At 35.9% G+C, this 24298-nt stretch carries 23 protein-coding genes; 8 read left to right on the top strand and 15 right to left on the bottom strand.

Annotated features, from left to right (window positions below; all coding sequences use genetic code 11):
* Positions 1 to 4: 4 nt before the first annotated feature.
* Entirely contained in the window at positions 5 to 454 is a 450-nt protein-coding gene (locus ACTIEI_RS10085; protein ID WP_439506168.1) for a hypothetical protein, read from the bottom strand.
* 119 nt (positions 455 to 573) lie between these two features.
* Here ACTIEI_RS10085 and ACTIEI_RS10080 point away from each other — a divergent pair, with 119 nt between their 5' ends.
* Entirely contained in the window at positions 574 to 780 is a 207-nt protein-coding gene (locus ACTIEI_RS10080) for a cold-shock protein (RefSeq protein WP_439506167.1), read from the top strand.
* A 1-nt stretch (position 781) separates the two neighbouring features.
* Here the strand turns inward: ACTIEI_RS10080 and ACTIEI_RS10075 are convergent, their stop codons facing one another.
* From ACTIEI_RS10075 to ACTIEI_RS10060, 4 genes are all read right to left on the bottom strand, one after another.
* Positions 782 to 2224 carry a hypothetical protein gene (locus ACTIEI_RS10075; protein WP_439506166.1) on the bottom strand — a complete coding sequence of 481 codons (1443 nt, stop codon included), beginning with the start codon at positions 2222 to 2224 and terminating at the stop codon, positions 782 to 784.
* 241 nt (positions 2225 to 2465) lie between these two features.
* Complete coding sequence (locus tag ACTIEI_RS10070; protein WP_439506165.1) at positions 2466 to 3659, bottom strand: pyridoxal phosphate-dependent aminotransferase; 1194 nt, start codon at positions 3657 to 3659, stop codon at positions 2466 to 2468.
* A gap of 34 nt (positions 3660 to 3693) precedes the next feature.
* Positions 3694 to 4065, bottom strand: coding sequence for a DUF1573 domain-containing protein (locus tag ACTIEI_RS10065; RefSeq protein ID WP_439506164.1), 372 nt, complete (start codon positions 4063 to 4065; stop codon positions 3694 to 3696).
* Between the two features lie 29 nt (positions 4066 to 4094).
* A complete protein-coding gene (locus ACTIEI_RS10060) occupies positions 4095 to 4469 on the bottom strand; it encodes a DUF1573 domain-containing protein (RefSeq protein WP_439506163.1) in 375 nt (124 codons plus the stop codon).
* A 131-nt stretch (positions 4470 to 4600) separates the two neighbouring features.
* On the opposite strand from ACTIEI_RS10060, the gene ACTIEI_RS10055 reads away from it, so the two are divergent.
* Both ACTIEI_RS10055 and ACTIEI_RS10050 read left to right on the top strand, forming a co-directional pair.
* Positions 4601 to 6991 carry an alpha-ketoacid dehydrogenase subunit alpha/beta gene (locus ACTIEI_RS10055; protein ID WP_439506162.1) on the top strand — a complete coding sequence of 797 codons (2391 nt, stop codon included), beginning with the start codon at positions 4601 to 4603 and terminating at the stop codon, positions 6989 to 6991.
* A gap of 13 nt (positions 6992 to 7004) precedes the next feature.
* Positions 7005 to 7733, top strand: coding sequence for an SIMPL domain-containing protein (locus ACTIEI_RS10050; protein ID WP_439506161.1), 729 nt, complete (start codon positions 7005 to 7007; stop codon positions 7731 to 7733).
* Between the two features lie 37 nt (positions 7734 to 7770).
* Here ACTIEI_RS10050 and ACTIEI_RS10045 read toward each other — a convergent pair whose 3' ends face one another.
* From ACTIEI_RS10045 to ACTIEI_RS10035, 3 genes are all read right to left on the bottom strand, one after another.
* Positions 7771 to 8184, bottom strand: a complete 414-nt coding sequence (locus ACTIEI_RS10045) for a thiol-disulfide oxidoreductase DCC family protein (RefSeq protein WP_439506160.1) — start codon at positions 8182 to 8184, stop codon at positions 7771 to 7773.
* A gap of 17 nt (positions 8185 to 8201) precedes the next feature.
* Entirely contained in the window at positions 8202 to 8924 is a 723-nt protein-coding gene (locus tag ACTIEI_RS10040) for a YebC/PmpR family DNA-binding transcriptional regulator (RefSeq protein ID WP_439506159.1), read from the bottom strand.
* A gap of 82 nt (positions 8925 to 9006) precedes the next feature.
* A complete protein-coding gene (locus tag ACTIEI_RS10035; protein WP_439506158.1) occupies positions 9007 to 10497 on the bottom strand; it encodes an amino acid permease in 1491 nt (496 codons plus the stop codon).
* A gap of 92 nt (positions 10498 to 10589) precedes the next feature.
* On the opposite strand from ACTIEI_RS10035, the gene ACTIEI_RS10030 reads away from it, so the two are divergent.
* From ACTIEI_RS10030 to ACTIEI_RS10015, 4 genes are read left to right on the top strand one after another with little or no spacing between them, the layout of a single operon-like run.
* A complete protein-coding gene (locus ACTIEI_RS10030) occupies positions 10590 to 11843 on the top strand; it encodes a dicarboxylate/amino acid:cation symporter (RefSeq protein WP_439506157.1) in 1254 nt (417 codons plus the stop codon).
* Between the two features lie 18 nt (positions 11844 to 11861).
* Positions 11862 to 12533, top strand: a complete 672-nt coding sequence (locus tag ACTIEI_RS10025) for a DedA family protein (protein ID WP_439506156.1) — start codon at positions 11862 to 11864, stop codon at positions 12531 to 12533.
* 5 nt (positions 12534 to 12538) lie between these two features.
* A complete protein-coding gene (locus tag ACTIEI_RS10020; protein ID WP_439506155.1) occupies positions 12539 to 13789 on the top strand; it encodes an MFS transporter in 1251 nt (416 codons plus the stop codon).
* A gap of 16 nt (positions 13790 to 13805) precedes the next feature.
* Positions 13806 to 14828: a glycosyltransferase family 9 protein gene (locus ACTIEI_RS10015; protein ID WP_439506154.1), complete on the top strand. Its 1023-nt coding sequence runs from the start codon at positions 13806 to 13808 to the stop codon at positions 14826 to 14828.
* On the opposite strand, the gene mdh is transcribed toward ACTIEI_RS10015, so the two are convergent.
* The 7 genes from mdh to ACTIEI_RS09980 all read right to left on the bottom strand — a co-directional run bounded on the left by mdh (position 14829) and on the right by ACTIEI_RS09980 (position 20760).
* On the bottom strand, positions 14829 to 15758 hold the full coding sequence (gene mdh, locus ACTIEI_RS10010; RefSeq protein WP_439506153.1) for a malate dehydrogenase: 930 nt from the start codon (positions 15756 to 15758) through the stop codon (positions 14829 to 14831).
* 56 nt (positions 15759 to 15814) lie between these two features.
* Complete coding sequence (locus ACTIEI_RS10005) at positions 15815 to 16324, bottom strand: TlpA family protein disulfide reductase (RefSeq protein WP_439506152.1); 510 nt, start codon at positions 16322 to 16324, stop codon at positions 15815 to 15817.
* Between the two features lie 20 nt (positions 16325 to 16344).
* Complete coding sequence (locus ACTIEI_RS10000) at positions 16345 to 17115, bottom strand: ABC transporter ATP-binding protein (protein WP_439506151.1); 771 nt, start codon at positions 17113 to 17115, stop codon at positions 16345 to 16347.
* Between the two features lie 25 nt (positions 17116 to 17140).
* On the bottom strand, positions 17141 to 18358 hold the full coding sequence (gene lysA, locus ACTIEI_RS09995) for a diaminopimelate decarboxylase (protein WP_439506150.1): 1218 nt from the start codon (positions 18356 to 18358) through the stop codon (positions 17141 to 17143).
* A gap of 18 nt (positions 18359 to 18376) precedes the next feature.
* Positions 18377 to 19165, bottom strand: a complete 789-nt coding sequence (scpB, locus tag ACTIEI_RS09990; protein WP_439506149.1) for an SMC-Scp complex subunit ScpB — start codon at positions 19163 to 19165, stop codon at positions 18377 to 18379.
* A 14-nt stretch (positions 19166 to 19179) separates the two neighbouring features.
* The gene (gene atpG, locus ACTIEI_RS09985; protein ID WP_439506148.1) at positions 19180 to 20061 is read right to left on the bottom strand and encodes an ATP synthase F1 subunit gamma; all 882 of its coding nucleotides are present in this window, start codon (positions 20059 to 20061) and stop codon (positions 19180 to 19182) included.
* Between the two features lie 81 nt (positions 20062 to 20142).
* The gene (locus tag ACTIEI_RS09980) at positions 20143 to 20760 is read right to left on the bottom strand and encodes a DUF6992 family protein (RefSeq protein ID WP_439506147.1); all 618 of its coding nucleotides are present in this window, start codon (positions 20758 to 20760) and stop codon (positions 20143 to 20145) included.
* Positions 20761 to 20925: 165 nt separating this feature from the next.
* On the opposite strand from ACTIEI_RS09980, the gene secA reads away from it, so the two are divergent.
* Entirely contained in the window at positions 20926 to 24246 is a 3321-nt protein-coding gene (secA, locus tag ACTIEI_RS09975; RefSeq protein ID WP_439506146.1) for a preprotein translocase subunit SecA, read from the top strand.
* Positions 24247 to 24298: the final 52 nt, after the last annotated feature.

The following is a 24298-nucleotide window of genomic DNA, read 5'->3' as shown; positions in this document are numbered from 1 at the left end:
TATTTTAATTCTTTTTATTTTTTTTGTTTCCGTTATTTCCCTTGTTTCCTGGATGGCCTTTTATTTGGTAGTACTTCTTATCCTTGCTATAAATGATTGCTTGTTGTTGGTGATTTTTTTTGTATTTTTTGTATTTGACAAAGTGAACTGCATGGTTTTCGAAAGGTTTATCCTCTTTAAAAACTACTTTATAGCCTTTGAATAAATCATAGTTTCTATAGCGATCGGGTAAATGATTAATATATAGCCACTGGTTGTTTTCATTGTATACATATTCACGACGATTAATGTCATAATACATATCTAAATCGGGTAGATAGTAATATCTAGCATAATCATAGCCTGTTGGCCCCCAAACTGGCTGATTCCCTATATTGATATTTACTTTTATTTGTGCATTATTCTCAGATGGCCATGTAAGACTTAATAGGAATACGATTACAACTTGTTTCATAATGTTATTTATGCAAAGGACAAGCTTATCCTGGTTTATATCATTACACTATTAGTTGTTTATATTGTATTATTCACGCTTAAATAATAATTAGTATATTTAAGTCTAAATACAATTATATGCCTACCGGTACAGTTAAATGGTTCAATGATGCAAAAGGTTTTGGATTTATAAAACCAGATGATGGTGGTGAAGATTTATTTGCACATTTTTCCGCCATTAATATGGGCGGCTTCAAGTCATTGAAAGAAGGTCAAAAGGTTAGTTTTGAAATTACTGATGGTAAAAAAGGGAAACAAGCTGCCAATATACAAAGCGCAGAATAGTTTACTCAAAACAATCCACTCTACTTTTCATTTCCTTTTTTCTAAAAGGGTGAATGTTCAATAGAATATAGCCTCCGCCGTTTAATAAACTGCCCTGTTTTATTATCCCTATTCTATGTATGCCTGCAATAAATGGACCTGCTTTTATTGCAAAACCCATCCATGCTTGGCCATCTCTCGTATATTGAATTGGCATGTAAATTCCCCATTTTAAATTTTCCCATCTTGGAGTTATAGTAATAAAACTATAATCGTTTGTTTGTTTATTGGCTGAATTTTTAGCGCTAGTTAAATGCACTACCATTTGAGTATTTACAAAAAAATTCGGATTTATTTGTTTATCAAAATTGAAAATTGCACGAGTTGGATTCCCTATGTTAAATTGTGCAGGGAGCACTTGAATGGAGTCTAACAACACTGTTAATGAATCTCTGAGACTTTGCGAATTATCAACTCCTCTAAATGATCTTGCTATTGAACCTTCTGAGATAGATCTATTATTTCCTATAAATTTTCCCGTATACTGACTATTGTTAAATTTTTGAGCTCCAATATCTACTATACTAAAACCAATTTTGTAATTGTAAAGTCGCCCACTATAATTTCTTTTATCTAAATCATTTTCATCATCATATTGTAGATATTCTAAGCCAATACTTAAACCAACTGCAGTTCTAGCTTGTTTAATAAAACTTTTGACAGAATTTAAGCTCACACCATCATTTTGAATCACATCTATATTTCTTGAATAACCATATTCGGCAAGTCCACTATAAGAAATATAATTGGTGTCCCTTCCATTAATTTCTTCCCTGAATCTTATTTTACTCATATTGGCGTAACCTCCAAATAAGCTTTTTGAAATTTGTACAGTTGCACCAATTGTTAATCGGCTATTATTGGTTTCTGCTATTGCTCCTGCATAAGTTAAATTAAATTCGCCCCATCCTGCATTTACTGTTTTTGATTCAATAAAAGGAGTTGTTCTATTTGTTTTGAAAAAACTGTTTATGGTTGAACTGCTGTCTTGGAAATTTAATTCATTGGTATAAACATGATTGTACATTTTGCCTCTAAATGCAAATGCAATAGCATGTTTTTTATTGATTCGGTACATGGCCGAAAATAGACTCATGTCTAAATTACTATTAAGTTCTCTTGCTTGAAATCCATTGGTTAAATATGCTCCTTTTCTGTTTGTTACTGCATTTTTTAAGGCTTGTGCTAATATTGTATTTGTGTATACTGTGCCTTGACCTGAGAACAATTGAATATCCCAGCGATGTAAACTATTGCCAATTGAAGCCGGATTATTAAATGCGCCGCTAACACCAGCATACGATGACCCATGTATAGCGTGGTATTGCTGAGCTACTATTGGGTTAACAACCAAAAAGTTAATCAGTAATAGCGAAATAAGTCGATTAAAATGGGTTAAGCGCATGGGTAAAAGTAATTCTGGGGCTCAAGATACCTCAAAAAAAAACCCCTCGTAGAAACGAAGGGTTTTTTCGATTGCTTGCCATTATAGAGATCGTTCGTAATTATTTTGTGTTGCTAAGGTATGGGATTCTGCTTAAATAACAAAATAAATAAAAAAATAATATATAGTTTTTCGGTTTGTTTCATCAAAAAGTTACAAAAAAATTACAATTTGTTAATATTAGCAATATTTTATATTTATACTAATCCCTACCTGGATATACTTTTAATGCAGCTGCTAAACAATCCATAGCTTTGTCAATATCATTGATATTTAATACATAAGCTAATCTTACTTCTTTTTTACCAAGTCCCGGAGTGCCATAAAAACCTGTTGCGGGAGCCAACATCACAGTTTGTCCTTCATGGCTAAAATGCTCTAATAGCCACTGACAAAATACATCCGCATCATCGATAGGCAATTTAGCCATTGCATAAAATGCTCCGCCTGGGTTTGGGCAAAAAACACCTTCCATTTCATTTAACCTGCGGACAATTAAGTCCCTTCTTTTTTTATACTCGGCTTTCGTAGTATCAAAATAATTGGCAGGTAAATCAATTGCTGCTTCCCCTGCTATTTGAGCAAAGCTTGGAGGGCTTAAACGTGCTTGAGCAAATTTCATCACGGCATCTAATACATGCTGATTTTTAGTAACTAGTGCACCAATTCTTCCTCCACAAGCACTATATCTTTTGCTGATGGTATCCATGATAATTACATGATCATCTACTCCAGTTAAGTGCATAGCACTTACTTGTTCCCCTTCATAGCAAAACTCGCGATATGCTTCATCTGAAAACAAATAAAGATTGTTTTTTAAAATCAATTCTTTTAACTGTTCCATTTCTGCTCTGCTATACAAATAACCTGTTGGATTATTTGGATTACAAATCACAATAGCTTTGGTTTTAGAAGTTATTTTAGCTTCTAAATCTGAAATGGGCGGTAAGGCAAACCCATTTTCTATAGCAGAAGTTACTGGAATTACTTTTACACCAGCTGCAACAGCAAAGCCATTGTAGTTTGCATAAAATGGTTCTGGAATAATAACTTCGTCACCTGCATCTAAACAAGCCATGAACCCAAATTGAATAGCTTCGCTTCCTCCTGTAGTTATGATGATTTGTTGATGATTTACATTTATTCCTACAGAAGCATAATAGTCAACTAACTTTCTTCTATAGCTCTCATTCCCTGCACTGTGGCTATATTCTAATACCTTGAAATCACTATTTCTTACAGCATCTAATACCATTTTGGGGGTTTCAATATCTGGTTGCCCAATATTTAGATGATATACTTTGGTGCCTCTTTTTTTAGCCGCTTCTGCAAATGGGACTAACTTTCTGATGGGCGACGATGGCATGGCAATGCCTCTGCTGCTAATGCTTAACATAAATGAATTTGAAAAATGGACAAATTAGAAAAACTTATTTTTTAGTTTCTACTACTTCGCCTTCAATGGTTAAAATATAAGGTTGATTAGAGTGTGCAAACTTTAAGTCTACACGCTTTTTAAAAACACCTACCGCTTCAGCATTATAGGTTACTTTGATAGTACTAGACTTTCCTTTTACTGTTGGAGCTTGGTTGTAAACGGGTTTAGTACATCCGCATTCTGCATTAGCAAACTCAATTACTACTGGCTTTGCCGACTCGTTAGTGTAGGTAAATACATAAGTTGCTGGTACCCCTTTTTTGATTTTGCCAAACTGATGAGTTGTTTTGTTAAACTTGATGTCTTTTTGAGCAAAAACGCTGATTCCAGCGAATAAAAAAACAGATAAAAAAAATGATTTCATTTGGGTTTGTTTTCTTTTGATAAATAATATTATTTTATTCCTTCACCAGTAAAGCTTGTTTGCTTTACAATTCCTCCTGAAATAAAGATATCTGTGAATCGGGTAAATTTTCCTAAAACCGAACTATTAAAATTTATTCTGATTTTGATGGTTTCCCCTGGTTTAAATTCTTGATTAGGAGTAAAATCTGGTGTGGTACATCCACAGCCTGCCCTAACACCCTCTAATTTTAAGGTTTCTTTGCTGGTATTGGTTACTTCAACCCAATACTCTACGGGCTTTCCATAAGTAACTTTACCCATATCATAGGTTTCATTTTTGATGGATACTTTGGCTGTGTTGTCTTGTGCCATTGTCCCCAATGAAATACCTAAAAATGCAATCAGTAATCTCCAGACTTTCATTAAAATAAATTTAGTGCATAAAAGTACTAAAATTGATCGCTTAAAGTTTAACTTAACAGTTATTTACCCGTTAATTTCTAATTAAACTAATTATTGTTAGTCTATTCCGTTCCTAATGTTATTTTTGTTTTATGGAATCAACAGCTTCATTACAATACAAAGACGATATGTTGTCTTTTGAAGGTTTTAGAAACACCATTCTAGAAGACTACAAAACCGCTGTAATCAGCAGGGAAGTTAGTTTATTAGGCCGTAGAGAAGTACTCACTGGGAAAGCCAAATTCGGCATTTTCGGGGATGGAAAAGAAATTGCTCAATTGGCAATGGCAAAGTTTTTCCAGCCTGGAGACTTTAGAAGTGGTTATTATAGAGACCAAACATTCATGTTTGCAGCTGGTCTTTCAAGTGTTGAGCAATATTTTGCACAGTTATATGCTGATCCAGACCTTAAAAATGATCCTTTCAGTGCTGGCAGACAAATGAATGCCCATTTTGCTACAAAATTGGTTGATGATAATGGGAATTGGCTAGATCTAGCTAATCGAAAAAATGTTTCTGCCGATATGGCCCCTACCGCATCACAAATGCCAAGGGCTTTAGGTTTGGCTTTTGCTTCTAAATGTTTTAGACAAAGTGTTCATTTAAGAGAGTTAGACCATTTAAGTCATAATGGTAATGAAGTTTGTTTTTGTACTATAGGAGACGCAAGCACTAGTGAAGGACATTTTTGGGAAACTATGAATGCAGCAGGTGTTTTACAAGTGCCATTAGCTGTTTTTGTGTGGGATGACGGCTATGGTATATCTGTTCCAAAGAATTTTCAAACCACCAAAGGGTCCATTTCAGATGCTTTGAAAGGATTAGAGAAAATGGAGGATACCAATGGTATAAGAATTTATAAATTAAAAGCTTGGGATTATGCAGGTCTTTGTCAAGCTTTTGAAGAGGGTATTCAAAGAATACGAGATACCCATGTTCCTGTACTTTTTCATGTAGAAGAAGTAACGCAACCGCAAGGGCATTCTACTAGCGGAAGTCATGAACGGTACAAAACGCCCGAACGTTTAGCCTGGGAAAAAGAGTGGGATTGTATTAAAAAAATGAAAGAGTGGATGCTCGATAATCAACTGAGCACTGAAGACGAAATTGCTGATATAGAAGCAGCTGCTAAAGAATATGTAAGGGAAAGCAGGTTGCATGCTTGGGAGAAATATATTACCCCAATAAAGGAGCAAGCTGGTAATGCGGCTACTTTGTTGAAAGAGATGATTGTAAGCGATATGGATAAGTACAATCGTTTACAACAAATGGCGAATGACTTACAACAGAATAAAGAACCATTGCGGAGAGATATTTTGCGAACATTATCATTGGCAATTGAACTTGCTCCTACTTCTCCATCCGTTCAAGATGTGCAATTATATTACAAAGAGTTGCTTAGTTTAAATAAAGGATTATATAATTCGCATCTGTACAATCAAACCACTAAAAGTGCTTTAAATATTCAAGAAATTAAACCATTGATTTCTTTTGATGCGCCTTTGGTAAATGGATTTGAAGTGCTCAATAAATATTTTGATGCACTCTTTACTCAAAATCATAAAGTGTATGCTTTTGGAGAAGATGTAGGGTATATAGGTGATGTAAATCAGGGTTTTGCTGGTTTGCAAGAAAAGCATGGTAGAGATCGGATTTTTGATACCGGCATTCGTGAGCTCACTATTATGGGACAGGCTGTGGGTATGGCTTTAAGAGGGTTAAGGCCAATTGCTGAAATTCAATACTTAGATTATTTGTTATATGGTTTACAAGTCTTAAGTGATGATGTTGCCACCACTCATTTTAGAACAAAGGGCCAACAATGTTGTCCAGTGATTATTAGAACTAGGGGGCATAGATTGGAGGGAATTTGGCATAGTGGTTCTCCAATGGGTATGATCATTAATTCTTTAAGAGGAATGTATGTTTGTGTGCCAAGAAATATGGTTCAAGCAGTAGGTATGTATAATACGCTGTTGTCTTCTAATGATCCTGCATTGGTCATTGAATGTTTAAATGGATATCGATTAAAAGAGAAAATGCCAGCCAACTTGCTTGAGTACACAGTTCCATTAGGTATTCCGGAGGTCATTACTTCTGGGGAAGATGTAACCATTGTTTCTTATGGTTCAACATTAAGAATCATACAAGACGCAGTTGAGCGTTTGACACAAGAAGGCATCTCTTGCGAAGTTATAGATGTACAAACATTATTGCCATTTGATATCAATCATATGATATTAGATTCTTTAAAGAAAACCAATCGAATATTATTTGTGGACGAAGACGTACCTGGGGGTGCGGCTGCTTATATGTACAACCAAGTGATTGAAGGCCAAAATGCTTTCCAGTGGTTGGATGTAAGACCTAGAACACTTACTGCTCAAGCGCATAGGCCTAGTTATGGAAGTGATGGAGATTATTTTAGTAAGCCCAATGCCGAAGACGTTATTAGTGTAGTGCGCGATATGATGAACGAATAAATAATCAACCAATATGAAAGCCTCTGTCAGTACAATTGTAATTGCTTTAAGTATTTTAATTAGTGCGTTTATTTTAGGCAATTCCTACAAGTACAAATTTATTAGTACGGAAACAATTGTAGTAACAGGGTTAGCTGAGAAAGACTTTACTAGTGATCAGATTGTTTGGAAAGGCCAGTATAGTAGATCTGGTTATGAATTAAAAGAAGCTTATACACAAATTAAGTCTGATGAAGCAGTCATAAAAGCTTATCTAAAAGATAAAGGAATTCCAGACTCTAGTATGGTTTTTTTAGCTGTAGATGTGGTGAAAAATTTTAATTACGAAAATGGACCTAACGGAACTTCAAAGTCTGTATTTAGTGGGTACACTTTAACTGGGGGAGTTAAGGTAGATTCAAAGCAAATCCAGTTAGTTGAAAAAGTATCTAGAGAAGTAACAGAGCTTTTGCAAAAAGGAATTGAGTTTAGTTCTAATAAGCCTAGTTATTATTATAGCAGACTGAATGAGTTGAAAATTGATCTTTTAGCTAAAGCCGCTGAAGACGCTAAGTTAAGAGCTGAAACGATTGCAAAAAGCTCTGCTGTTAAACTTGGTACACTTAAAAAAGCGAATATGGGTGTTTTTCAAATTACCGGCAAAAATGATAATGAAGACTATAGTTATGGGGGGTCTTTCAATACTTCGTCAAAAGAGAAAACGGCTTCTATTACTCTTAAAGTAGAATATTTAGCAAACTAGCACCTGCTTAACAGCAACACTTTTAGTTGTTGATAATTTAATTATAAAACAGTGCTTTGATTGCTGGGCTCGGAACTTCACAGCTTTCTTTTTTACCAAACCATTTGTATCGATTATTCGCAATAAATTGATAAACTGCATTGCGAATAAAAGATGGTATAATGATAAATGCATAAAGCAATGGCCATGCACCTGATAATTGCCTTGCAACTTTTAATGCGCCTGTAGAATGCGTGTAAATTTGATTGTCTTTTAAAAGAATAAATGAATTTAGTGAGTCAGGTGGTAACTGAAACTGCTTTAGTACTTGTTGGCCATAATCCCCCTGAATTGAAGCAAAACGAAATTGCTTTTTTGGATCATGTTTAATTACAAATAATACGGTACTATTACACAAATTACAAACCCCGTCAAAAAGTATAACGGGGTTTATATCAATTGAATTTTCCATTTATAAAGCTCAATTTATTATCCCATATTATGGAATACTTTATTCACGTCTTCGTCTTGCTCTAGTCTTTCAATTAGTTTAGAAACATCTTCTGCTTGTTCATCGGTTACTGGAACGGTATTGGTTGGAATCCATTCTAATTCTGCACTAATAGGGGTAATATTTCTGTCTTCCAGCTCTTTTTGTAACCTTCCAAAGTCGGTAAATGCACAACGCAACACAATGATCGGATTGCCGTTGTCGTCTTCACTTTCTCCTAACTCATCTAAGCCATGATCTATCAACTCCAATTCCATCTCTTCTAAATCTTGGCCCTCTGCTTTTAGTTTAAATACCCCCATTTTTTTGAATTGGAAACTCACGCTTCCGTTGGTGCCCATAGCTCCATTTCCTTTATTAAAGTGGCTCTTAACGTTGGCTACCGTTCTAACATGGTTATCGGTAGCTGTTTCTACCAACAATGCAACGCCATGTGGCGCATATCCTTCGTATAGTATTTCTTCATAGTTACTAGTGTCTTTACCCATAGCTCGCTTAATTGCAGCTTCAACACGGTCTTTGGGCATACCCACGCTTTTGGCATTTTGGAAACACCTTCTTAATGCTGGATTCGTAGCAACATCAGGTCCTGATGCTTTTACTGCAATTACAATTTCTTTACCAATTCGGGTAAAGTTTTTTGCCATTTTATCCCAACGGGCAAACATGCTTGCTTTACGTACTTCAAAAATCCTTCCCATAGTTGTTGTTTTCGGATGGCAAAATTAGTGAAAAAAAAGCCCCAACACTAGTTGGGGCTTTTAGAATATGCAATTTTATTGATTAGTTCAGTTTACTTCTTTTTTTACTATAAACAAAGTACACTACCAAGCCCAATGCCATCCATCCAAACGCAACTTTTAAAGTTGTTGCATCAAGAACAAAAATCATTGAAGTACATACAATAACTCCTAATGTAGACACCAATGGAACCATAGGTGTTTTAAATGGACGCTCTAATTCAGGTGATTTTACCCTTAATACCCATACGCCAACACTAACTAACACAAAAGCAAATAGGGTACCAAAAGAAGTAAGGTCTCCTGCCACATGTCCTGGAACAAAAGCTGCAAATAATCCTACAAATACGAAGAGGATGATATTGGCTTTGTAAGGCGTGCGGAATTTAGGATGTAAATCTCCAAATGCTTTTGGAATCAAACCATCATTACTCATTGAGTAGAAAATACGGCTCTGGCCCATTAACATTACTAAAATAACAGAAGAGAAGCCTGCTAAAATTGCAATAGTTACTGCTTGTGCTAACCAGCCATAGCCAGTCATATATGCAGAAATAGCGTAAGCAACAGAAGCTTCACGTCCTTTTTCAGGATCAACAAACTCTTTCCAGTTGGCCACCCCAGTTAATACGTGACCAAATAAAATGTATAGAATGGTACATACTACTAAAGAACCTAAAATACCAATTGGCATATCTCTTTTTGGATTCTTTGCTTCTTGCGCTGCAGTTGATACCGCATCAAAACCAATGAAGGCAAAAAATACAACAGCTGCTCCACCTAGTACACCACCCCATCCATGTTTATTGAAGGGAGAATAATCTGCAATAACTTTACCTGCACTATCAACCACGGCTGCGGTTCCTTCTGGAATCATGTATGGAGTATGGTTTTCAGGCTTTATAAACTGCCAACCAATTCCAATAAACAACAATACGATACCTACTTTAATAAATACTATTACAGCGTTTACAATGGCAGATTCCTGCGTTCCTTTAATCAATAATAATGTGATTAAAAACAAAATCAATAAAGCTGGTGCATTAATCATTCCCTGGTGTAATACACCTGCAGAATCTGTAAAGCTTTCAAAGGGGGAATGACACCATTCATATGGAATGGATCCTCCAAATAATTTATTGAGGTACTCGCTCCATGCAATAGATACAGTTGCTGCTCCTAAAGCATATTCCATAATTAAAGCCCATCCAATAATCCAAGCAACCAATTCTCCTAATGTAACATAAGAGTAAGCATACGCACTACCCGCAATAGGAATCATTGCTGCAAACTCTGCATAACAAAGACCAGCAAACGCACATCCAATTGCGGCAATAATAAATGAAATGGTAACAGCTGGTCCTGCAGATTGTCCTGCAGCTGCAGCTGTTCTAACAAACAAACCGGCACCAATAATGGCTCCGATACCTAATGCAATTAAATTTCCGGCTCCAAGTGTTCTTTGTAAACCATTGGTAGAATCCTCTGCATTGGCCAGCATCGCTGAAAGCGATTTCTTTCTGAATAAACTCATAGTTTTATTAATTGGGTTCTGGTTTTAAATTATCTGGCAAAATAGGTATTATATTCAATTTACGGCTATATTGCCAACTCAAATTTTGCTGGATGAAGAATAAATTGACTATTTATATCCTGATTGCCATGGTATTGGGTATAGTAACAGGATATATTATACATGAATCTGCTGCTCCTGAAACAATTACTGCGTTTTCGAAGAACATTAAATTATTGGGAACTATTTTTATCAGATTGGTAAAAACAATCATAGCTCCATTGGTTTTTAGTACGTTGGTGGTTGGTATTGCTAAATTAGGCGATTTAAAAACGGTCGGTAGAGTAGGTGGCAAAGCCATGTTATGGTTTGTCTCTGCATCTTTGGTGAGTTTATTGGTGGGAATGATATTGGTGAATTATTTTCAGCCTGGCTCTTACATCAATTTATCACAGGCTGATAATGCAGGGTTACAAGATTTAATGGGAAAAACTTCTGAGTTTTCCTTGCAAAAATTTATTGAACACGTAGTACCTGCTAGCATTTTTGAAGCAATGGCTACCAATGAAATATTGCAAATTGTAGTCTTTTCTATTTTCTTTGGTGTGGCTGCTGCTAACTTAGGTTCTTATTCTAAACCCGTGATTAATGCATTGGATATTGTTGCACATATCATTTTAAAAATTGTAGGGTATGTAATGAATTTTGCACCTTTTGGTGTGTTTGGAACATTGGCTGCGGTAGTAGCAGATAAGGGGTTGGGAATTTTTAGTTTTTACTTTATATACTTTGGTTATTTTGTTTTAGGAATAGCTGTTTTATGGGCACTGTTATGTTCAGTTGGTTTTTTGATACTTGGAAAAAGAATGTTTCGTTTATTAAAAATCATTGCGAATCCATTATTGGTAGCTTTTAGTACTACCAGTAGTGAAGCGGTATTTCCTAAGTTAACCGAAGAGTTAGAGCGTTTTGGTTGTAAAAAAAGCATTGTGTCTTTTATTTTGCCATTAGGGTACTCTTTTAATTTGGATGGCAGTATGATGTACATGACTTTTGCTAGCTTAGCTATTGCTCAAGCATATGGTATCCATATGCCAATAGGAGAGCAGATTACTATGTTATTGGTCTTGATGTTGACTAGTAAAGGAATTGCTGGAGTGCCAAGGGCTTCCTTGATTATTGTTCTAGCTACTTGTGCCATGTTTAAAATTCCACCAGAAGGAGTTGCATTAATTTTGCCAATTGATCACTTTTGTGATATGTTTAGAACCGGTACCAATGTATTAGGAAATGCATTGGCTACAAGTGTGGTAAGCAAATGGGAAGGTGAGTTACAAGAAGAAGGTAGTTTTGAAATGGAGTCGTAAAAAAAATTATGTAGTGTTATGTTAATGCAAATATTATTAGAGTTTCATTGGACTAATTTATTGCAGCCTCAGTTTTATATTGAGCACGGAGGCTTATGGTTGATTTTGTTTGTTGTTTTTGCTGAAACAGGATTATTTGCTGGATTCTTTCTGCCAGGTGATAGTTTATTGTTTGTTGCGGGTATTTACAGCACCAATTTAGCAAATGAGTTTATACCTACTGGTAATGAGGTACTTGATTTATTGTTGATCATGCTGCTTATTTCCGCTGCGGGAATTGTCGGGAATACAACCGGGTATTGGTTTGGTAAAAAAGTAGGCCCTGCTATGTATCAATGGAAAGAAAACATGTTTTTTAAGCAACGTTATTTACAACAAGCACATGAATTTTATGAAAAGCATGGTGGTGGGGCAATTATAGTAGCCCGCTTTATCCCTATAGTTCGAACCTTTGCTCCCATCGTAGCTGGTATTGTACAAATGGATAAAAAGAAATTCGCATTTTTTAATGTGGTGGGTTGTGTGGCTTGGGTAGGCAGTATGCTTTTTGCGGGCCATTTTTTACAAAAATGGATTCTAGCTCAATTTGGATTTGATTTAAAAGATCACTTAGAAGTAATAGTATTAGGTATTGTTGCTGTTACTACTGCACCTGTTATCATGAAATTAGTTTTCAATAAAAAGAAATAATTAGCATGACGGCAAAAAATTACGGCATATTCTCTTTACCAGTTGTTGTTGCAGCTCTTGGTTATTTTGTAGATATCTACGATTTGCTGCTATTCACGATTGTTAGAGAACCTAGTTTGGCAGGCATAGGCGTTCAATTAAATGATAGTGTTCAAGTTATTGCTGCAAGTACTAAAATTATCAATTGGCAAATGGTTGGCTTGTTAATTGGCGGTGTATTATGGGGTACCATTGGAGATCGAAAAGGAAGATTAAGTGTATTATTTGGATCAATTGCACTTTACTCTGTTGCCAATTTTGCAACAGGGTTTGTACAAACAGTCGATCAATATGCTTGGGCTAGATTTATTGCGGGTATTGGCTTAGCTGGCGAATTAGGCGCAGGCATTACTTTAGTAAGTGAATTGTTGCCAAAAGAAAAAAGAGGGGTAGGTACTTCGTTGGTTGCAGGTATTGGTTTATTTGGAGCAGTGTTTGCCTATTTTGTTTACAAGCTCACCAATGACTGGAGACTTTGTTATATGATTGGAGGTGGATTGGGGATTGGATTATTATTATTGCGTATTTCTGTAACAGAGAGTGGCATGTTTCATAGTTTAAAAGAACAAGTGGGTATTCAGAAAGGCAATTTCTTCATGTTTTTTAATAATGGGAAAAGATTTAAGAAATATATTCTTGCCATTTTAATTGGTTTGCCTACTTGGTATGTGATTGGAATTTTAGTGAATCTTAGCAATCGTTTTGCAGGTGCGTTATATGGCGATAATAAAATTGAAAGTGGTAGGGCCATCATGTTTGCCTACGTGGGTATTGCCATTGGAGATATTTTAATTGGATTGATTAGTCAATATTTTAAGAGTAGGAAAAAAGCATTGCTTTCTTTTTACTTACTCTGTATAGTATGCCTCTTGTTTTTCTACAGTAGCTTTAATAACAATGATACTTCTATGTATTTTATTTGCGGCATGTTGGGCTTTAGCACTGGGTTCTGGGCTATTTTTGTTACAATGGGAGCAGAGCAGTTTGGTACTAATTTAAGGGCTACAGCTGCTACTACCATTCCTAATATGGTAAGGGGGGCATTGCCACTGATTAATCTGATGTTTCTTAATTTATTTCAACATAACTGGGGTTGGTCTTTAATTCAAAGTGGAATTATCACGGGCATCATTATCATGAGTATTACCTTAATTGCTTTTTATTTTACCGAAGAAACTTTTCATAAGGATTTAGATTTTGTAGAAAAGCATACCTAAATTAACCTATTCGACCATGGAGGTTTCAACAAAAAAAATACTGGTCATTCGCTTTTCTTCGATTGGAGATATTGTGTTGACTTCTCCTGTATTTAGGTGTTTAAAGCAACAATTGCCTGGCGTTGAAGTACATTTTTTAACCAAGCTTTCTATGAAAGCAGTTACAGAAGCTAATCCGTATATAGACCAGTTTCATTACTTCAATAATAATCTCAATGAGCTTATCCCTAAACTCATGAGCCAACAATTTGATTATATTATTGATTTGCATAAAAATTTTAGGTCTTGGCTCATTCAGTTTCAATTAAAAGTTCCAGTATATGCTTATCATAAATTAAGTCGGCAGAAATGGCTGCTTACTCGTTTTGGAATCAACCAAATGCCCAATAGACATATTACACTTAGAAGCTTAGATGCATTGGCTCCACTAGGAATTGTTAATGATGAGCAAGGACTTGATTATTTTATTCCTGAAGGGAAGGGTATTCAAATAAATGATATTCCTGCATCGCATCAATTTGGATACATTGCTATTGTAATCGGGGCTTCTTATGCTACCAAAAAATTGCCTATTCCTAAGCTGCAGCAATTATGTACTCAAATTCCATATCCCATTATTTTAATTGGCGGTAAAGATGATCAGCTAGAAGGCGATGCAATTGCTAGCATAGATTCTATTCGAGTTTATAACGCTTGTGGCAAATTTTCTTTACACGAATCTGCGGATTTAGTAAAACAAGCAAAACTGGTTATTTCACACGATACGGGTTTACAATACATTGCCTGTGCTTTTAATAAAAAAGTATTGGCCATCTGGGGAGGCACTTCTCCTAAGTTGGCGGTGGAGCCTTATTATGGGGCACAGCAATTAGCTGTACATAAAAATCAAGTAGCCTACCACAATTTTATTGTACCTGATTTAACTTGTCAGCCTTGTAGTAATTATGGCAAAAAAAAATGCCCCAAAGGGCATTTTAACTGTATGCAATTACAAGATACCGCTAACATTGCTGCAATGGCAATGCAATGGATTTTATAACTATAAAGTTTTTAAAACATCATTCATGCTTCTAACCGCATCAGCGCTCTTATTAAATGCAGCTTGTTCTTCTTCATTTAATTTAAGGTCGATGATTTTTTCCCAACCATTTTTTCCAATAGTTACAGGAACGCCTAAGCAAATATCGTTCTGACCATATTCACCTTCTAAGCTAACGCAGCAAGTAAATAATTTTTTCTCATCGCGAACAATGCTCTCAACTAAAGCAGCTCCTGCTGCACCTGGTGCATACCAAGCGGAAGTACCTATGAGTTTAGTCAATGTTGCTCCACCTACCATGGTATCATTTACAATTTGTTCTTGTTGTTCTTTAGATAGAAAATCTGTCACAGGTGCACTGTTCCATGTAGCATATCGAATCAACGGAATCATAGTAGTATCTCCATGTCCACCTACAACCAACGCATTTAAATCGGCTGGGCTGCAATTTAAGTGTTGACTCAATTGATATTTGAAGCGGCTGCTATCTAATGTGCCACCCATTCCAATGATTCTATTTTTTGGTAATCCTGTTGCAGTTAATGCTAAGTAAGTCATTGTATCCATTGGATTACTGATTACAATGATAATTGCATTGGGAGAGTACTTCAAAATATTTTCACAAACCCCTTTTACAATACCCGCATTGGTGCCAATTAATTCTTCACGAGTCATACCTGGTTTACGCGGTAAACCTGAAGTAATAACTACCACATCACTTCCTGCAGTTTTACTGTAGTCGTTGGTGCTTCCGGTAATTTTAGTGTCAAAACCTAGTAAAGCAGCTGTTTGCATCATGTCTTGGGCCTTGCCTTCTGCAAATCCTTCTTTGATGTCTAGTAATACCAGCTCAGTACATAATTCCTTACGGGCAATATTGTCAGCACAGGTTGCTCCTACAGCACCAGCACCTACTACAGTAACTTTCATAATTGGCATTATTTAAAATGATTAATTTAAGTGGTGCAAAGGTACGTGCAGCAGCCTTATTTTTTGTGAATAAATTGTAATAATTCAGGCATTTCTACACCTGACTCCCAGGCTTTTAAAAACTGCTTGTTTTTATCGTATAAAGCTACAAATGGAGTGAATTTGACTTGAAAAAAAGCAGGTACAATATATTCAGGATCACGACCTAAAATGATATTGGGATATAAATCAAATTGATATTTACGTCCAAAAGCCTTTATATCATTGAAATCTCTATAGCTAACCCAAACAAATTGTACTTGTTTTAAACTATCCATTTTACGAATCATTTGGTCGGCCTCATATTGGCAATGACCACAATCAGGGCTGAAATAAACAATACAGGTATATTCAGCCTTAGGAATTAACTTCTCTGTAAACAAGCTGCTATCGGTTAAAATTAATTTGAATGCAGGTAGCGCGGGATTTTTAATATAGTTTGGTCGATTGTCAATAGGGCTTTGCGCTTGTAACTTTAGACAGCTGATAAATATTATTAAAAATGCGCAGTAATACTTCCATTTCATACTTTCTAATTGATTGCTTTTTAGTGACCTGCTTCTTGCATCCGCATTTGTTTAGCATCTTGTAAAAACTCCGAAGCAAAAATAAAATCATTGAGTAATTGATCTTTACTAAAAATAATGTCTTTGTTAGATCCTTCCCATTGCTTCTTACCATTGTATAGGTACATGATATGGTCCCCAATCTCCATTACACTATTCATATCGTGGGTTACAACTACTGTTGTCATTTTATAATCGATGGTAATTTCTTTAATGAGTTTATCAATCACCATAGAAGTTTGTGGATCTAACCCAGAATTAGGCTCATCACAAAAAAGATACTTTGGATTCAATACAATAGAACGAGCAATACCAACCCGTTTTTTCATTCCTCCGCTAATTTCAGCAGGAAATCTTTTACGTGCATCTTTTAGATTAACCCTATCTAATACTTCATCAACTTTTTTTATTTTTTCGCCATGGGTTAATGTGGTAAACATATCCAATGGGAATTTTACATTTTCTTGTACCGTCATCGAATCAAATAAAGCGTTTCCTTGAAATAGCATTCCAATCTGTTGACGCAATTGTTTTTTCGATTTTTCATCCATTTGCACAAGGTCTTCTCCGTCGTATTCAATGCTTCCCTCATTGGGTTTAATGAGGCCTACAATACATTTAGTCAGTACTGTTTTGCCACTTCCACTTGTGCCAATAATCAGATTACATTTACTACTTTCCATTACTGCATCAATGCCCTGAATAATTACTCGGTCATCAAAGCTTTTGCTAATATTTTTTAACGTAATCATGATACTGTAAACTAATGAATTGTTCTTAATAAGATAGGCCTATCTGATTTTTTAACAAATCCTCCATCGTGTCTCTTTTTCTTATTAAAAGCATTTTTTCATCTCTTAATAAAACTTGAGCGGGTAAAAACCTTGCATTGTAATTACTCCCCATTTCAAATCCATATGCTCCTGCATTTTCAATGACCAATAAATCTCCCTCTCTTATTTCGTTGATAGGTCTGTCCCAAGCAAAATTGTCGGTTTCACAGATATTACCAGTAACTGCATAAATTTTAACTTTACCGTTGGGGTTACTTAAATTCTTGATATGATGATAGGCTTCATAAAACATTGGGCGTATCAAATGATTGAAGCCACTATTTACACCTGCAAAAATCACAGTAGGTGTTTCCTTAATTACGTTCACACTGGTAATTAAATAACCACATTCGCTCACTAAATATTTTCCGGGCTCAAACCAAACTTGAAATTTTTTGCCATAACTTTTTTCAAATTTGTTGAGTACTTCTCCCACTCTTTTAGCCAATAAAGGAATATCAGTCCCTTTTTCACCTTCTTGATACGGTACCTTAAAACCACCCCCCATATCTAAGACTTGTAAATCGGGAAATGAGGGTACTAGATCATAGAAAATATCGGCAACCTTAATAAAAACTTCCACATCTTTTATTTCACTTCCGGTATGAACATGTAAACAATTAATACGAAGCTTGTAATGCTCTTTTATGGTGAGGATTTCGGTTAATTGTTCTATCGGAATGCCAAATTTACTACCATTATGCCCTGTAGAAATTTTAAGATTACCTCCAGCCATTATATTGGGTCTCAATCTAATGCCAACAGGATATCTGCTGCCATAGGCTTTCCCAAACTTTTCTAAGTTGCTTAAACTGTCAATGTTAACCGATACCCCAGCTTCTACAGCAGCTTCAATCTCCTCAAACGAAATTCCATTACTGGTATATAAAATTTGTTCTGGATTAAATCCAGCCTTTAGTGCTAGATATACTTCATTGATAGAACTACAATCAATATTGCAACCAATAGAATGGACATGTTGTAAAACCGCAAGATTAGTTAATGCTTTACAAGCATAAAAAAATCGCGCATAAACTCCCTCAAATGCATTTTGTAATTGCTGGTATTGTGCCGTAATTTTTTCTGCATGATACATATACAAAGGTGTACCATATTGGCTTGCAGCTGCTTGTAATTGTTCGTTGGAAATTGTTAAAGACATAGCACAAAGATAATCCAACTATTGTGGATTCTGCTCTTCGTTGCTATTTGATTCATCAGTATTTGATTCATCATTTTCTTTTGATAAATCCTTATCAAGAGATGTGTCTATGGTAGTCAATTCTCCTTCTTCATTCACTGTTAGGGCAGATACATCTCCTTCAATCACTTCTTCATCAGAAGGAATTGCTGCTGTTGCATTGGCTACTTGATTATCAGTAAAGTCTTCTGGTTTTATAATAGTACCTTCTACAATCTGATCTGCTAATACTTCTTTTATTTTTGGCAGGTCTGCAGCACTATTGATGCCGAAATAATCCATAAAAGTTTTGGAAGTGGCATAAACTAAGGGCTTGCCTGGCAATTGTTCATTTCTACCACTAATTAAAATCAGTTCTTTTTCTAGTAATTTTTGAATGGAATAGTCGCTATTTACGCCTCTTATCGCTTCAATTTCACCCTTGGTGATTGGTTGCTTATAACCAATGATAGCAAGCGTTTCTAAAGCAGCATTGGATAAGCGTTTTAAAAACTTATCTCCATTTAATTGTGCAATAGTTTTGTGGAATTCTTTTTTAGTAAGGAACTGCCATCCACCGCCGCTTTCTCTAACCTCAAAAGGATAGAATTCTGCAGCATATTTTTCTTTAATACCTTCTACGGCTGTTTCAACTTGATCAAGCGAAATACGTTCTTCTAAAAATCCAAAACTATTATTGATTAGCTCAACAATATCCAATGAAGTCAGCGGCTTTTCACTGGCAAAAATGAGGACTTCTATATGTGGTATAATTTCACTTAATTCCATGGTTGTATTGGCTATTATCCTTGTAAAGCAGCAGCTCCGCTCACAATTTCTGTTAATTCTGTAGTGATAGCAGCCTGACGTGCACGGTTATAGCTGATTTTAAGTGACTTCAACAATTCATTTGCGTTTTCACTTGCCTTGTCCATTGCCGTCATACGTGCACCATGTTCACTTGCATTACCATCTAAAACCGCTTTGAATAATTGGGTATTCAAAATTTTTGGCATTAATTCAGCTATCAGTACTTCTTTTGCTGGTTCAAAAATAAAGTCAGCTTTTTTGCTTCCTGCTTTTGGAGCTACTTTTGGGATAGGTAAAAATTGTTCAGCAACAAATGCTTGTGTTGCAGCATTTTTAAATTCACTATATATTATTTCTACTGCGTCAAATTCTTTCTGTTCAAAAGCTTTCATAGCAGATTGCGCTGCTTCCTGAACGGCTTCAAAATGAAGATTTAAGTAAATATCCTTAAAGCGATCATTTGTATTGTATCCAGCTTTACTTAAGCTTTCCCAACCTTTCTTTCCAATATTCCAAACTGTCACATTGCCTTTGCTAAACTGACTGCTGTATTTTTCTGCTACAGTACTTTTTGCCAATTTTACAATATTGGCATTATAACCACCACATAAACCTCTGTCTGAAGTGATAACAATCAATAACACTTTCTCCACTGGTCTTTCTTCTGCTAATGCCAAAGTAGTGCCTCCTTCAATACTACTTACAATATTGCTGAGCATTTCCTGCAACTTTTGGGCATATGGACGCATTTGTGTAATTGCATCCTGTGCACGGCGTAATTTAGCCGCACTAACCATTTTCATTGCCTTGGTAATTTGCTGAGTACTTTGAACACTCTTTATACGGTTCCTAACCTCTTTTAATTGACCTGCCATTTGTAAGGTTTAAAGTTTATATCTAACGGGTTGCAAAAGTAGCTGAAAAGCCTATAAATTCCAATAAGTTTCATGGATTATTTAAAGAGGTAAACGTAATCCAATTCCATTTCCACTGGTATGAATTTGTAATTTGGATAGCTGTTTCTCTAAGATTTTACCATTTCTTCGATGGTTTCCATATTGTACTAAGTCAAATACCAGCAAAAAAGCTCCCTGTAGTAGCAAACTATTGCCATAACCAATGTTTTGAAGGTTATTTTGACTGTTTCCTCGCTCTTTTAATAAAAAACCAGTTGTGATATAAGCAATATCTAAGCCAGTATTTAATAATAGGATTTTCTCTAGTTTCTGCTGTGCTAGCTGATTTTGGGTAAATGAATACTTTTTTGACCACTCTTTTCTAAGCTGGAACAAACCAACACTCGCAATTCCCAGGTTAACCATATTCCAATATGCATTCATTCTAAAAAAATAAGGACCCGACCCCGTGGCATTTGTTGCAGATATACTCCCCTGAATGATGTTCACCCCTGCCCAGGCTGCTAATAAGGTCATATTAGATTTGTTTTTATTATATCTGTCGGCTGCAATGGAATCACTGACCATAATGATAGAGTCAATTGCTTGTTTAGGCAATGTGTCTGTAATTAGTGGAGCTGATTCTGATTCCTGTCCATTCAAATTAATAGACGCCATTAGCAGGCATAAAAAAACCGTTGGTATAATAGTTAATTGCTTCATTTGCTTCTAAAATCAAAACCTTACCTTTGGCGGCTCTAATTCAGGGTGCCAAATTGGCTAAAAAAAATTTGTTGCACGCTGTTTGACTGTTAAATTTTTTCATATCAGAGTATATAAAATATGTTGAAGTTCATTTCTAAGTTATTCGGGGGTAGTAAAAGTGAAAAAGATGTGCAGCAGTTAATGCCGATCATCCAAAAGACCAACCAGTTTTTTCAGCAGTACCAATCATTAACCAATGATGAGTTGCGTAATAAAACGGTGGAGTTTAAAGCAAGAATACAAGACCATCTAAAAGGAATAGATGCTGAAATTGCTGCTGAGAAAGCTAATGCCGAATCATTAGCTGAAGCTGATATTCATGGAAGGGATACTATATATAAAAATATAGATAAGCTACGTAAAGATCGCGATAAAAAAATTGAAGAAGCTTTAGCTATCATTCAGCCTGAAGCTTTTGCCGTTATAAAAGAAGCAGCGCGTAGATTCAAAGAAAATGAAAAGCTAGTATCTACGGCTACTCAGCTTGACAGAGAGTTAAGTGTAAGAAAAGAATACGTGACCATTAATGGCAATGAGTCGGTTTTTAATAATACTTGGACTGCAGCAGGTGGAAAAGTGACATGGAACATGGTTCATTACGATGTTCAGTTGATTGGGGGATCTGTTTTGCACCAAGGGAAGATTGCAGAAATGGCTACAGGAGAGGGTAAGACTTTGGTGTCTACTTTACCAGCTTACTTAAATGCTTTGGCTGGAGAGGGCGTGCATATTGTAACGGTGAATGATTATTTGGCTAAGCGTGATAGTGAGTGGAATGGCACTTTGTTTGAATGGTTAGGTATCACGGTTGATTGTATTGATAAACATGAGCCTAACAGTGAAGCTAGAAGAAAAGCATATTTGGCGGATATTACCTACGGTACCAATAACGAATTTGGATTCGATTATTTGCGTGATAATATGGTACATAGCCCTGCTGAAATGGTACAAAGAAAACATCATTTTGCAATGGTTGATGAAGTGGATTCAGTTTTAATTGATGATGCTAGAACACCATTAATTATTTCTGGTCCTATCGGATACCAAACTGGTGAACAACAATTTTTTGCCTTAAAACCAAGAATTGAAAAATTAGTTGAAGCGCAAAAAAGAGCAACTCAACAGTTTTTAACTGAAGCAAAGAAAAAAATTGCTGAAGGAAATGATGATCCAAAGGATGGAGGCTTGGCTTTATTCCGCGCACACCGTGGATTGCCAAAGAATAGTGCTTTAATTAAATTTTTAAGTGAGCCTGGTAATAGGGTTAAATTACAGAAAGCAGAAAATCATTATTTAGCAGACCAGCAGCGTGAAATGCCAAAGGCGGATGAAGAGCTTTATTTTTATATTGATGAGAAAAATAATTCTGTTGAATTAACTGATAAGGGTATTCAATTAATTACTGGACAAGGGGAAGATCCCAACTTCTTTGTATTACCAGATATCAGTTTAGGCTTAGCTGCTATTGATACTGACCCAGGGTTGGCTGCAGATCAAAAGCTAATGAAGAAAGAAGCTTTGATAAATGAGTATTCTGTAAAAGCGGATCGAATTCATACTGTTCAACAACTATTAAAAGCCTACACTTTATTTGATAAAGACGTTGAGTACGTGGTGATGGATGGGGCTGTTAAAATTGTAGATGAACAAACAGGGCGTATTTTAGATGGAAGAAGATATTCAGATGGTCTACACCAAGCAATTGAAGCAAAAGAAAATGTAAAAATTGAAGCAGCAACCCAAACTTATGCAACGGTAACATTGCAGAACTACTTTAGAATGTACCATAAGTTAGGTGGTATGACTGGAACAGCTGAAACAGAAGCTGCTGAATTATGGGACATATATAAGTTGGATGTTGTAAGCATACCTACGAATGTTCCAGCAATTAGAAAAGATGAGGAAGATAAAATATTCAAAACTAAACGAGAAAAGTTTGGGGCTGTCATTGATGAAATTGTTTTGTTACGCGAAGCTGGTCGTCCAGTGCTAGTAGGTACTACCTCTGTTGAAGTGAGTGAATTGTTGAGTAGAATGCTTAGGCAAAAACAAATTCCTCACAATGTATTAAATGCTAAGCAACACTCACGTGAAGCACAGATTGTTGCAGAAGCAGGTTTGGCTGGTGCGGTTACTATTGCTACCAATATGGCTGGTAGAGGTACCGACATTAAATTAGGGCCTGGTGTTAAAGAAGCGGGAGGATTGGCTATTCTTGGTACGGAAAGACATGAGTCTAGAAGGGTAGATCGTCAGTTAAGAGGTCGTGCTGGTCGTCAAGGTGATCCTGGTTCCTCTCTGTTCTTTGTATCTTTAGAAGACGATTTGATGCGCATGTTTGGTAGTGAGCGTATCGCCAAAGTCATGGACTTTGCGGGATATAAAGAAGGTGAAGTAATTCAAGCAGGTATGATTACTAAATCTATTGAACGTGCCCAACGTAAAGTAGAAGAAAACAATTTTGGTATTAGAAAGCGATTGTTGGAATATGACGATGTAATGAATAAACAGCGTACAGTTATTTATAGCAAACGCAATCATGCTTTGTTTGGTGAAAGATTGGCCTTAGACCTAGACAACGCAATGTATGCAGTTGCAGAAGGCTTAGTCCTTTCGTTTAAAGATCAAAATGAATACGATCAATTTAAATTGGCTGCTATTGTAAACTTTGGAATTGATACTTCTATTTCACTTGAAGAGTTCAATAAAACCAATGCTAATCAATTGGCAGAGAAATTATATAGTGAAGCCATTGCTCAATATGAAAAAAGAAAACAGGATATGATGGTTCAGGCTGTTCCTGTATTTAAAAATATAAAGTTGCAACAAGGTTCGCATATTGACAATGTAATTGTTCCGTTTACCGATGGCAAACGTCAGGTGCAGGCTTTGGCCAATATGGATAAAACCTTACAGACAAATGGTGCTGAATTATTACATTCTTTAGAAAGAACAGTAACATTAGCTTTCATTGATAATGCATGGAAAGAGCATTTGCGCTCTATGGACGACTTAAAGCAGAGTGTTCAAACCGCGACCTACGAACAAAAAGATCCATTAGTAATTTACAAGATGGAAGCTTTTGAATTGTTCAAAAAAATGGATGGTGAAGTAAATAGAGATATCGTTCAATTCTTATGTCACGCTGGTATTCCATTGGCTGAGGGTGATGAATTGCAAGAAGGTCATCAAGAAAAAACCGATATGAGTAAGTTGAGCGCCAACAAAGATCAAGTAGATGCTGCGGGTCAAGAATATGGTGCCAATGAAAATGATTATTATGATCCTACACCGGTAAAACAAGAGCCTATTAAAGTAGGGCCTAAAATTGGCAGGAACGATCCTTGTCCTTGTGGTAGTGGCAAGAAATTTAAATCTTGTCATGGTAAAGATGCATAATCATACAAAATAAAAGCCCGATGAAATATATCATCGGGCTTTATTTTGTAAT

The organism is Sediminibacterium sp. (assembly GCF_051860225.1).
Lineage (GTDB): Bacteria > Bacteroidota > Bacteroidia > Chitinophagales > Chitinophagaceae > Sediminibacterium.
The sequence above is the reverse complement of the archived record's forward strand: the minus strand, read 5'-3'. Positions and strand labels throughout refer to the sequence as shown.

Coding starts and splice junctions, on each gene's coding strand:
- ACTIEI_RS10085 (WP_439506168.1), bottom strand. CDS start 454: ATGAAACAAGTTGTAATCGTATTCCTATTAAGTCTTACATGGCCATCT.
- ACTIEI_RS10080 (WP_439506167.1), top strand. CDS start 574: ATGCCTACCGGTACAGTTAAATGGTTCAATGATGCAAAAGGTTTTGGA.
- ACTIEI_RS10075 (WP_439506166.1), bottom strand. CDS start 2,224: ATGCGCTTAACCCATTTTAATCGACTTATTTCGCTATTACTGATTAAC.
- ACTIEI_RS10070 (WP_439506165.1), bottom strand. CDS start 3,659: ATGTTAAGCATTAGCAGCAGAGGCATTGCCATGCCATCGTCGCCCATC.
- ACTIEI_RS10065 (WP_439506164.1), bottom strand. CDS start 4,065: ATGAAATCATTTTTTTTATCTGTTTTTTTATTCGCTGGAATCAGCGTT.
- ACTIEI_RS10060 (WP_439506163.1), bottom strand. CDS start 4,469: ATGAAAGTCTGGAGATTACTGATTGCATTTTTAGGTATTTCATTGGGG.
- ACTIEI_RS10055 (WP_439506162.1), top strand. CDS start 4,601: ATGGAATCAACAGCTTCATTACAATACAAAGACGATATGTTGTCTTTT.
- ACTIEI_RS10050 (WP_439506161.1), top strand. CDS start 7,005: ATGAAAGCCTCTGTCAGTACAATTGTAATTGCTTTAAGTATTTTAATT.
- ACTIEI_RS10045 (WP_439506160.1), bottom strand. CDS start 8,184: ATGGAAAATTCAATTGATATAAACCCCGTTATACTTTTTGACGGGGTT.
- ACTIEI_RS10040 (WP_439506159.1), bottom strand. CDS start 8,924: ATGGGAAGGATTTTTGAAGTACGTAAAGCAAGCATGTTTGCCCGTTGG.
- ACTIEI_RS10035 (WP_439506158.1), bottom strand. CDS start 10,497: ATGAGTTTATTCAGAAAGAAATCGCTTTCAGCGATGCTGGCCAATGCA.
- ACTIEI_RS10030 (WP_439506157.1), top strand. CDS start 10,590: ATGAAGAATAAATTGACTATTTATATCCTGATTGCCATGGTATTGGGT.
- ACTIEI_RS10025 (WP_439506156.1), top strand. CDS start 11,862: ATGTTAATGCAAATATTATTAGAGTTTCATTGGACTAATTTATTGCAG.
- ACTIEI_RS10020 (WP_439506155.1), top strand. CDS start 12,539: ATGACGGCAAAAAATTACGGCATATTCTCTTTACCAGTTGTTGTTGCA.
- ACTIEI_RS10015 (WP_439506154.1), top strand. CDS start 13,806: ATGGAGGTTTCAACAAAAAAAATACTGGTCATTCGCTTTTCTTCGATT.
- mdh (WP_439506153.1), bottom strand. CDS start 15,758: ATGAAAGTTACTGTAGTAGGTGCTGGTGCTGTAGGAGCAACCTGTGCT.
- ACTIEI_RS10005 (WP_439506152.1), bottom strand. CDS start 16,324: ATGAAATGGAAGTATTACTGCGCATTTTTAATAATATTTATCAGCTGT.
- ACTIEI_RS10000 (WP_439506151.1), bottom strand. CDS start 17,115: ATGATTACGTTAAAAAATATTAGCAAAAGCTTTGATGACCGAGTAATT.
- lysA (WP_439506150.1), bottom strand. CDS start 18,358: ATGTCTTTAACAATTTCCAACGAACAATTACAAGCAGCTGCAAGCCAA.
- scpB (WP_439506149.1), bottom strand. CDS start 19,165: ATGGAATTAAGTGAAATTATACCACATATAGAAGTCCTCATTTTTGCC.
- atpG (WP_439506148.1), bottom strand. CDS start 20,061: ATGGCAGGTCAATTAAAAGAGGTTAGGAACCGTATAAAGAGTGTTCAA.
- ACTIEI_RS09980 (WP_439506147.1), bottom strand. CDS start 20,760: ATGGCGTCTATTAATTTGAATGGACAGGAATCAGAATCAGCTCCACTA.
- secA (WP_439506146.1), top strand. CDS start 20,926: ATGTTGAAGTTCATTTCTAAGTTATTCGGGGGTAGTAAAAGTGAAAAA.